At 66.2% G+C, this 8,407-nt stretch carries 7 protein-coding genes; 4 read left to right on the top strand and 3 right to left on the bottom strand.

The window, feature by feature from the left end; all coding sequences use genetic code 11:
* Window positions 1-375: 375 nt before the first annotated feature.
* Window positions 376-1,560 (top strand): mechanosensitive ion channel family protein, encoded by a 1,185-nt coding sequence (locus O0J73_RS20205; protein ID WP_308309484.1) that lies wholly within the window; start codon window positions 376-378, stop codon window positions 1,558-1,560.
* A 63-nt stretch (window positions 1,561-1,623) separates the two neighbouring features.
* Here O0J73_RS20205 and O0J73_RS20210 read toward each other — a convergent pair whose 3' ends face one another.
* The 3 genes from O0J73_RS20210 to typA are packed head-to-tail and all read right to left on the bottom strand — an operon-like array spanning window position 1,624 to window position 5,614.
* Complete coding sequence (locus O0J73_RS20210) at window positions 1,624-3,246, bottom strand: amidase (protein WP_308309485.1); 1,623 nt, start codon at window positions 3,244-3,246, stop codon at window positions 1,624-1,626.
* A gap of 41 nt (window positions 3,247-3,287) precedes the next feature.
* Window positions 3,288-3,755: a DUF2127 domain-containing protein gene (locus O0J73_RS20215; protein ID WP_005415426.1), complete on the bottom strand. Its 468-nt coding sequence runs from the start codon at window positions 3,753-3,755 to the stop codon at window positions 3,288-3,290.
* An 11-nt stretch (window positions 3,756-3,766) separates the two neighbouring features.
* Entirely contained in the window at window positions 3,767-5,614 is a 1,848-nt protein-coding gene (gene typA, locus O0J73_RS20220; RefSeq protein ID WP_049456418.1) for a translational GTPase TypA, read from the bottom strand.
* A 338-nt stretch (window positions 5,615-5,952) separates the two neighbouring features.
* Here typA and O0J73_RS20225 point away from each other — a divergent pair, with 338 nt between their 5' ends.
* From O0J73_RS20225 to O0J73_RS20235, 3 genes are all read left to right on the top strand, one after another.
* Window positions 5,953-6,444: a peptidylprolyl isomerase gene (locus O0J73_RS20225; RefSeq protein ID WP_004153629.1), complete on the top strand. Its 492-nt coding sequence runs from the start codon at window positions 5,953-5,955 to the stop codon at window positions 6,442-6,444.
* A gap of 118 nt (window positions 6,445-6,562) precedes the next feature.
* Window positions 6,563-7,549 carry a malate dehydrogenase gene (locus tag O0J73_RS20230; RefSeq protein ID WP_004153634.1) on the top strand — a complete coding sequence of 329 codons (987 nt, stop codon included), beginning with the start codon at window positions 6,563-6,565 and terminating at the stop codon, window positions 7,547-7,549.
* Window positions 7,550-7,634: 85 nt separating this feature from the next.
* Window positions 7,635-8,249, top strand: coding sequence for an RluA family pseudouridine synthase (locus O0J73_RS20235; protein ID WP_308309486.1), 615 nt, complete (start codon window positions 7,635-7,637; stop codon window positions 8,247-8,249).
* Window positions 8,250-8,407: the final 158 nt, after the last annotated feature.

The raw sequence follows: 8,407 nt of genomic DNA on the forward strand, positions 1-8,407 counted from the left end.
GTGATACGGGACATAAGGGACCTCCAAGTGCGATCAAAGTATCGCTTCTTGGCGTCCGCTGACGGGGGGCCAGATCACACACCCCGCACACCCACAGTGCCCCGCCTTCGACAGGTTCACGCGGCTGTTGGTGGGTGCCGACCGTTGGTCGGCACATCTGTCAGATATCGAATGAATTCATCCACGCATGGCGTGGATCTACTGGCAACGCCGGCTGTTGGTAGGTGTCGACCTTGGTCGACACGATTTTTCTGTCAGATATCGATATTCAAAATTGGATCCACCCCGCCATCCCTCAGGAAACCCGCCTTTGACGTTGACGTTGACGTTTGCGGGTGCAGGGTGCCAACCCTGCATACAACACGCTCATGCGCCATGCGCGACCCTGTCCATTCGCGTGTTCGAGTGGAGGTGGCAAGCGTGCATTGGCAGCACATGCAGGCGTATGCGTGGCCGTTGGGACTGGCGCTGGTGATCGGCGGCATCGGTGCCTGGGTGATCCTGTGGATCTATCACCGGCTGAAAGGGCGCGATCGGCGCCGTGCGCGCATCGGCCGTGTGCTCGGCCTGCCATTGGCCACGGCATTGCCGCTGCTGCTGCTGATTCCCGCGCTGCAGGCGACGCCATTGCAGGATCCGCTGCTGGGCAATCTGCAACGGGTGCTGCATATCAGCCTGGTGGCGTGTTTCATCTGGCTGCTGGTGCGCGGTGTCAGTGCCATCGAGCGCGCCATCCTGCGCAGCAATCCCATCGACGTAGCCGACAACCTGGAAGCGCGCCGCATCCAGACCCAGACCCGTGTGCTCAGCCGGGTGATCATGGGCGGCATCATCGTCCTCGGCGCCTCGCTGGTGCTGCTGCAGTTCGACATGGTGGCGAAGATCGGTTCGGCGCTGCTGGCGTCGGCCGGCCTGATCGGCCTGGTGGCAGGTATCGCGGCCAAGCCGGTGTTCGGCAACCTGATCGCCGGCCTGCAGATCGCCGTGACCCAGCCGATCCGGCTGGACGACGTGGTGATCGTTGAAGGCGAATGGGGCCGCATCGAGGAGATCGGCAGCAGCTATGTGGTGGTGCGCATCTGGGATGAGCGGCGGATGGTGGTGCCGCTGACCTGGTTCATCGAGAACCCGTTCCAGAACTGGACACGGCGCAGTGCCGACCTGCTTGGCACGGCTTTCCTGTGGCTGGACTACCGGGCGCCGATCGCTGCGATCCGCGCCGAGCTGGAGCGCATCTGCCGCGGTGAAGTGCTGTGGGATGGCCGTGTCTGCGTGACCCAGGTGACCGAGACCAGCGAGCGTGCGATCCAGGTGCGGCTGCTGGTCAGTGCGCGCAGCTCCGGTGATGCCTTCGACCTGCGCTGCCTGGTGCGCGAACGCATGCTCGATTTCCTCGCCCGCGAACACCCGCAGTCGCTGCCGCAGGTACGCGCACGTGTACAGCACGATGATGAGCTGGACATGCCACGGGGACCGCGTACGCGGACTGCGGATGTGCGATCGCCGGGCGCGGAGGATGGCGAGGCGGCGATCGTGCCGGTGGAATCCCTGGACCGGTAGTGCCGGGCGCTGGCCGGCATCTGCGGGATGATGGGTTGCCGGCCAGCGGCCGGCACCACCGGATCACGGCTCGCCGGCGTCGATCAGCGCGTCGGTATCGAAGTGTGGTGGCCGCCGCGCGCGGGTGCGCTGTTCGTAGGCGTAGGCCATCTCGATCAGCTTGGGCTCGCTCCAGGCGGTGCCCATGAACAGCAGGCCGACCGGCAGGCCATCGATCTGGCCCATCGGTACGCTGAGGCTGGGATAGCCGGCCACGGCCGCAGCACTGTAGCTCTCGCCGGGGAAGTCGTCCCCCTCACTGCGGATTGGCCAGGCTACGCCGGTGGTCGGTGCTACCAGGGCATCGAGTTGCTGGGCGGCGAGGGCAGCATCGATGCCCTCCGGGCCGGCCAGCCGGCGCGCTTCGCTGCGTGCACGGATATAGGCAGGGTCGGCCAGCCCGGCGGTAGCGTCGGCTTCCACCAGCAGCTCCTGGCCGAACAGGCCCAGTTCCTGGCTGGCATGCGCCTGGTTGAAGGCGATCAGTTCGGCAAGGCTGCGCAGCGGCGCGCCGTGAGTGCTGAAGTAGCGCTCCAGCCCTGCCTTGAATTCGTACAGCAGCACCAGGCGTTCGGCCTCGGCCCAGGCGCCCTGGTTGGGCAGCTCCACCGGCACCACGACGGCACCGGCGCGACGCAGCTCGGTCGCCGCCTGGTCGATCAGCGGCGGCATGCCGCGGTATTTCAGCAGGGGCGTCTGCAGCAGGCCGATGCGCTTGCCGCGCAGGCCCTGCGGGTCCAGCCGCGCGGTGTAGTCATAGACCGCGCGGCCCGGCATGGTCGCGGTGGCCGGGTCGGCGTCGTCGCGGCCGGCGATCGCGGTCAGCACGGCCGCCGCATCGGCGACACTGCGTGCCATCGGCCCGGCGGTGTCCTGGCTGAACGAGATCGGGATGATGCCATCGCGGCTGACCAGTCCGACGGTCGGCTTCAGGCCGACCACACCGTTGATCGCCGCCGGGCAGACGATGCTGCCGTCGGTCTCGGTGCCGATGGCCACGCTGGCCAGGTTGGCGGCCACGGCCACCGCACTGCCGCTGCTGGAGCCGCAGGGCGAGTGGCTGAGCCGATAGGGATTACGGGTCTGGCCACCGCGCGCGCTCCAGCCCGAGATCGAGTCGTTGCCGCGGAAGTTGGCCCACTCGCTGAGATTGGTCTTGCCCAGCACCACCGCTCCGGCGTCGCGCAGCCGGCGCACCAGGTAGGCGTCGTCCGGGCGGAAGCCCTGCAGGGCCAGCGAGCCGGCACTGGTCGCCATCGGCGCAGCGTTGATGTTGTCCTTCAGCAGCAGTGGAATGCCATGCAGGGGCCCGCGCAGGCGGCCATCGCGACGCTCGCGGTCGCGCGCTGCGGCTTCCTTCAGGGCATCCGGGTTGAGCTCGATCACCGCGCGCAGGCGCGGCCCGGTACGGTCCAGGGCCGCAATGCGCTGCAGGTAGGCCTGGGTCAGGGTGGTGCTGTCCAGCTCACCGGCGGTCATCCGCGCCTGCAGATCGGCGACATCGGTTTCGGCGTACGGGAACGGCACGTTGCGGCTCGCAGGTTCGGCCGCATGCGCGCTGGGCGTGGCCGGGCTGCAGCCAGCCGAAAGCAGCGCAGGCAGCGCGGCGAGCAGGCAGGTCAGCAGAGGCGGCAAGGACGGGCGCATGGGGCGGCTTGGTCGGCTCCAATCCCCAGTGTAGCCGCTGCTCAGCGATGGCGCTTGCGCAGGTCGCGGGCGAGGACGTAGACCACGATCAGGTTGATCGCCAGGATCGTCCACGACGGCCAGCCCGGGTGGCGGATGATCGCGAAGATGTCGAAGGGCAGGTACAGGGAGGCGGTCAGGCAGCCCAGCCAGGAGGCCCAAGCCTTGGCCCGCCACAATCCCCAGGCTTCGACCAGGTGCAGCAGGCCGTAGCCGATCATCCCCGCCGCGGCCAGGTGCACCGCGTCGGGGCTGATCATGTGCAGCAGCGAGGGCAGGGTGCCATGGTCCGGATCCAGGCTGAAACGCCGGATCAGGACCATGATGCCGTGCCGCAGCGGCTGCGGCCCGAGCACTTCCAGCCCGGTGGCGGCCAACAGCGCCAGCATCGCCTTGCTCGCTTCGAGCAGGGCGATGACGTGGAGGCCCGGATGCCGGTGTGGATCCGGGTTGTAGCCGCTCTGGTTCACGGGGTGCTGGCTCAGCCGCCGCGCGAAGCCTTCTTGCGGTCGCTTTCGGTCAGGAACTTCTTGCGCAGGCGGATCTCCTTCGGGGTGATCTCGACCAGCTCGTCGTCTTCGATGAAGTCCAGGGCCTGCTCCAGCGAGTACTTGATCGCCGGGGTCAGCTGGATCGCATCGTCCTTGCCCGAAGCGCGCATGTTGGTCAGCGGCTTGGTCTTGATCGCGTTGACGGTCAGGTCGTTGTCCTTGGAGTGGATGCCGACCAGCTGACCTTCATACACGTTGTCGCCTTCAGCAGCGAACAGCTTGCCGCGTTCCTGCAGCGGGCCCAGCGAGTAGGCCGGCGTGGTGCCCGGCGCATTGGCGATCATCACGCCGTTGATGCGCTTGGCAATGGCGCCCTGTTCCTTCGGACCGTAATGGTCGAACACGTGGAACAGCAGGCCCGAACCCTGGGTGAGGGTCTTGAACTCGTTCTGGAAACCGATCAGGCCACGGGCCGGGATCGAGTATTCCAGGCGCACGCGGCCCTTGCCGTCCGGCTCCATGTTCTTCAGCTGGCCCTTGCGGGTGCCCAGCTTTTCCATCACGCCGCCCTGGTGGATTTCTTCGATGTCCACCACCAGCTGCTCGATCGGCTCCATCATCTGGCCGTCGATTTCCTTGATGATCACTTCCGGGCGCGACACGGCCAGCTCGTAGCCTTCGCGACGCATGTTCTCGATCAGCACCGACAGGTGCAGTTCACCACGGCCGGAGACCAGGAACTTGTCGGCGTCTTCCAGCTGTTCGACCTTCAGGGCCACGTTGTGGACCTTTTCACGGTCCAGGCGGTCCTTGATCTGGCGGCTGGTCAGGAACTTGCCACCGGACAGGTCCTTGTTGCCGGCGAACGGCGAGTTGTTGACCTGGAAGGTCATCGAGATGGTCGGCTCGTCGACGGTCAGTGCCGGCAGCGCTTCCGGGGTGTCCGGGTGGCACAGGGTGTCGGAGATGGTCAGCTCCGGAATACCGGAGATGGCGACGATGTCACCGGCTTCGGCGGTGTCCTGCTCGATGCGCTCCAGGCCCAGGAAGCCCAGCACCTGCGCGACCTTGCCGTTGCGCTTCTTGCCTTCGCGGTCGATCACCGCGACCTGCATGTTCTTCTTCAGGGTGCCGCGCTGGATGCGGCCGATGCCGATCACGCCCACGAAGTTGTTGTAGTCCAGCTGGCTGATGCGCATCTGGAAGGCGCCTTCCGGATCGACTTCCGGCTTCGGCGCGTGCTGCATGATGGCTTCGTACAGCGGGGTCATGTCGCCGTCGCGCACGGTGTCTTCCAGGCCGGCATAGCCGTTCAGGGCCGAGGCGTAGACGATCGGGAAGTCCAGCTGCTCATTGGTGGCGCCGAGCTTGTCGAACAGGTCGAAGACCTGGTCGATCACCCACTCCGGACGCGAGCCCGGGCGGTCGACCTTGTTGACCACGACGATCGGCTTGAAGCCCATCGCAAAGGCCTTCTGGGTCACGAAGCGGGTCTGCGGCATCGGGCCGTCCATCGCGTCGACCAGGATCAGCACGGTGTCGACCATCGACAGCACGCGCTCGACCTCACCGCCGAAGTCGGCGTGGCCGGGGGTGTCGACGATGTTGATCCGGTTCTTGATGCCGGTCTTCTTGTCTTCCCAGGTGATGGCGGTGTTCTTGGCCAGGATGGTGATGCCGCGTTCCTTTTCCTGGTCGTTGCTGTCCATCACGCGCTCGGCGAGGACGGTGCGCTCGGACAGGGTGCCGGACTGCTTCAGCAGCTGGTCGACCAGGGTGGTCTTGCCATGGTCGACGTGGGCGACGATGGCGATGTTGCGAAGATTTTCGATGGACATACGAAAGGGGGCCAGTCGGCGCCGGATTTGGAAAAAGAAGTCCAACATTATACGTCGAACTTGACGATTCGCGAAAAGGTGGATTTCACACCGGTCATGGGACCCATTCAGGGGCCTGCCGGGGTTGGTAACCCGATGATCTCCGGCAGGTTTTGCCCGGTTGTCGGCCCAACGCCGGTACTAACGGCTGCCCCTTGCGCATTCAGCAAAGCGTTCCGTAGCGGTGCGGGGGGATCGCGGGCGCGTGGCGACGCGTTGGTCGAACAGGCGCCCGTTGGTCACGGGGCGCGGTGTAAACTAGGTGGCTAGACGCGTTCCCCTCTGCATCAAGGATCTTCATGTCCCTCATCGCCACTTTCGACACCACCCAGGGCCCGATCAAGGTCGAGCTGTTCGCCGACAAGGCGCCGCTGACCGTCGCCAACTTCGTGAACCTGGTCAAGCACGGTTTCTATGACGGCCTGATCTTCCACCGCGTGATCGCCGACTTCATGATCCAGGGCGGCTGCCCGCAGGGTCGTGGCACCGGCGGCCCGGGCTACAAGTTCGAAGACGAGAAGAACGGCGTGAAGCACGAGGTCGGCTCGCTGTCGATGGCCAACGCCGGCCCGAATACCAACGGCAGCCAGTTCTTCATCACCCACATCAAGACCGATTGGCTGGACGGCCGCCACACCGTGTTCGGCAAGGTCCTGGAAGGCCAGGCCATCGTCGATTCGGTCAAGCAGGGCGACGTGATCCATTCGATCACCCTGGAAGGCGACGTCGACGCCGTGCTGGCCGCCCAGGCCGAGCGCGTGGCGGAGTGGAACAAGCACCTCGCCGCCTGATCCCCCTTCGAAACGGCCACCCTCGGGTGGCCGTTTCCCTGTTCCCCGCCGCCCGCCAGGCCTGCGTGGCCACGCCCGCGGCGTCCCATCAAACGCTTGCAAGCAAGAGGAAACCCCCATGAAAGCACCCGTTCGTGTTGCCGTGACCGGCGCCGCCGGCCAGATCGGTTATGCCCTGCTGTTCCGCATCGCCTCCGGCGAGATGCTGGGCAAGGACCAGCCGGTCATCCTGCAGCTGCTGGAACTGCCGGTCGACAAGGCCCAGGCCGCCCTGAAGGGCGTGATGATGGAACTGGAAGACTGCGCGTTCCCGCTGCTGGCCGGCATGGTCGGCACCGACGACGCCGAAGTCGCGTTCAAGGACGCCGACATCGCCCTGCTGGTCGGCGCGCGTCCGCGCGGCCCGGGCATGGAGCGCAAGGACCTGCTGCTGGAAAACGCCAAGATCTTCACCGCCCAGGGCGCGGCGCTGAACAAGGTGGCCAGCCGTGACGTGAAGGTGCTGGTGGTCGGCAACCCGGCCAACACCAATGCCTACATCGCCATGAAGTCGGCCCCGGACCTGAAGCCGGAGAACTTCACCGCCATGCTGCGCCTGGACCACAACCGCGCGCTGAGCCAGCTGTCGACCAAGCTCGGCAAGCCGGTCGGTGGCATGGAGAAGCTGGTGGTGTGGGGCAACCACAGCCCGACCATGTACCCGGACTACCGTTTCGCCACCGCCGATGGTGCGTCGATCGCCGATGCGATCAACGACCAGGAGTGGAACGCCAACACCTTCATCCCGACCGTCGGCAAGCGCGGCGCGGCGATCATCGAAGCCCGCGGCTCGTCCTCGGCTGCTTCGGCCGCCAACGCTGCCATCGACCACGTGCGTGACTGGGTGCTGGGCAGCAACGGCAAGTGGGTCACCATGGGCGTGCCGTCCGATGGCTCCTACGGCATTCCGGAAGGCGTGATCTTCGGCTTCGCGGTGACCACCGAAAACGGCAAGTACACCCTGGTGAAGGATCTGCCGATCGACGACTTCAGCCAGAAGTACATCGACAAGACCCTGGCCGAGCTGGAAGAAGAGCGCGCCGGCGTCGCCCACCTGCTGGGCTGATGCAGGCGGTACCGGCTCCGGTCGGTACGTAGAAGACGGGGAAGCTTCGGCTTCCCCGTTTTTGTTTGGACGGATACGGAACCCCATGATCCACCTGCACTACTTCGATGACGCGCTGCTGGTGGCCGAGAAGCCGGCCGGCCTGCTGTCCGTGCCAGGCCGCAGCGCCGAGAACCAGGACTGCGTGGTCGCACGGCTGCAGGCGGTATACCCGGATGCAATGACCGTGCACCGGCTGGACCAGGTGACCTCCGGCCTGCTGCTGCATGCGCGCGGCAAGGACATGCAGGCGGCGTTGTCGAGGCAGTTCGAGCAGCGCCAGGTCGGCAAGCGGTATGAAGCGGTGGTGCAGGGGCTGCTCGAAGGCGAGGCCGGCGAAGTGGACCTGCCGTTGATCGTGGACTGGCCGAACCGGCCGAAGCAGATGGTCGATCACGAACGCGGCAAGCCGGCGCTGACGCGCTGGCGCGTGCTGGCCCGTGATGCCGGAGCGCAGCGCACGCGCGTGGAGCTGGAGCCGATCACCGGTCGCAGCCATCAGTTGCGGCTGCACATGGCCAGCCTTGGCCATCCCATCGTTGGCGATGTGCTGTATGACGCTGCGCCGGCGCAGCGGGTGCATCTGCATGCGCGCAGCCTGCGGTTCACCCATCCGGTGACAGGCGAAGCACTCGCGTTCGAGTCCGCGACGCCGTTCTAGGTGGGGCGGCAGGGCTTGCAGCCCTGCACCTGCAGAATCAACGTCAACGTCAAAAGCGGGCTATGCGTGGGTTGGCGGGGCGGTGTCGGAGTGCGGGGACGCCGCAAGTACGTCCGTGTAGGCTTGGCAGCCGCTTGCTCGTGTGCGCGTTCCTGCGC

The sequence above is a fragment of the Stenotrophomonas sp. Sm6012 genome (genome assembly GCF_030985895.1).
Taxonomy (GTDB): domain Bacteria; phylum Pseudomonadota; class Gammaproteobacteria; order Xanthomonadales; family Xanthomonadaceae; genus Stenotrophomonas; species Stenotrophomonas forensis.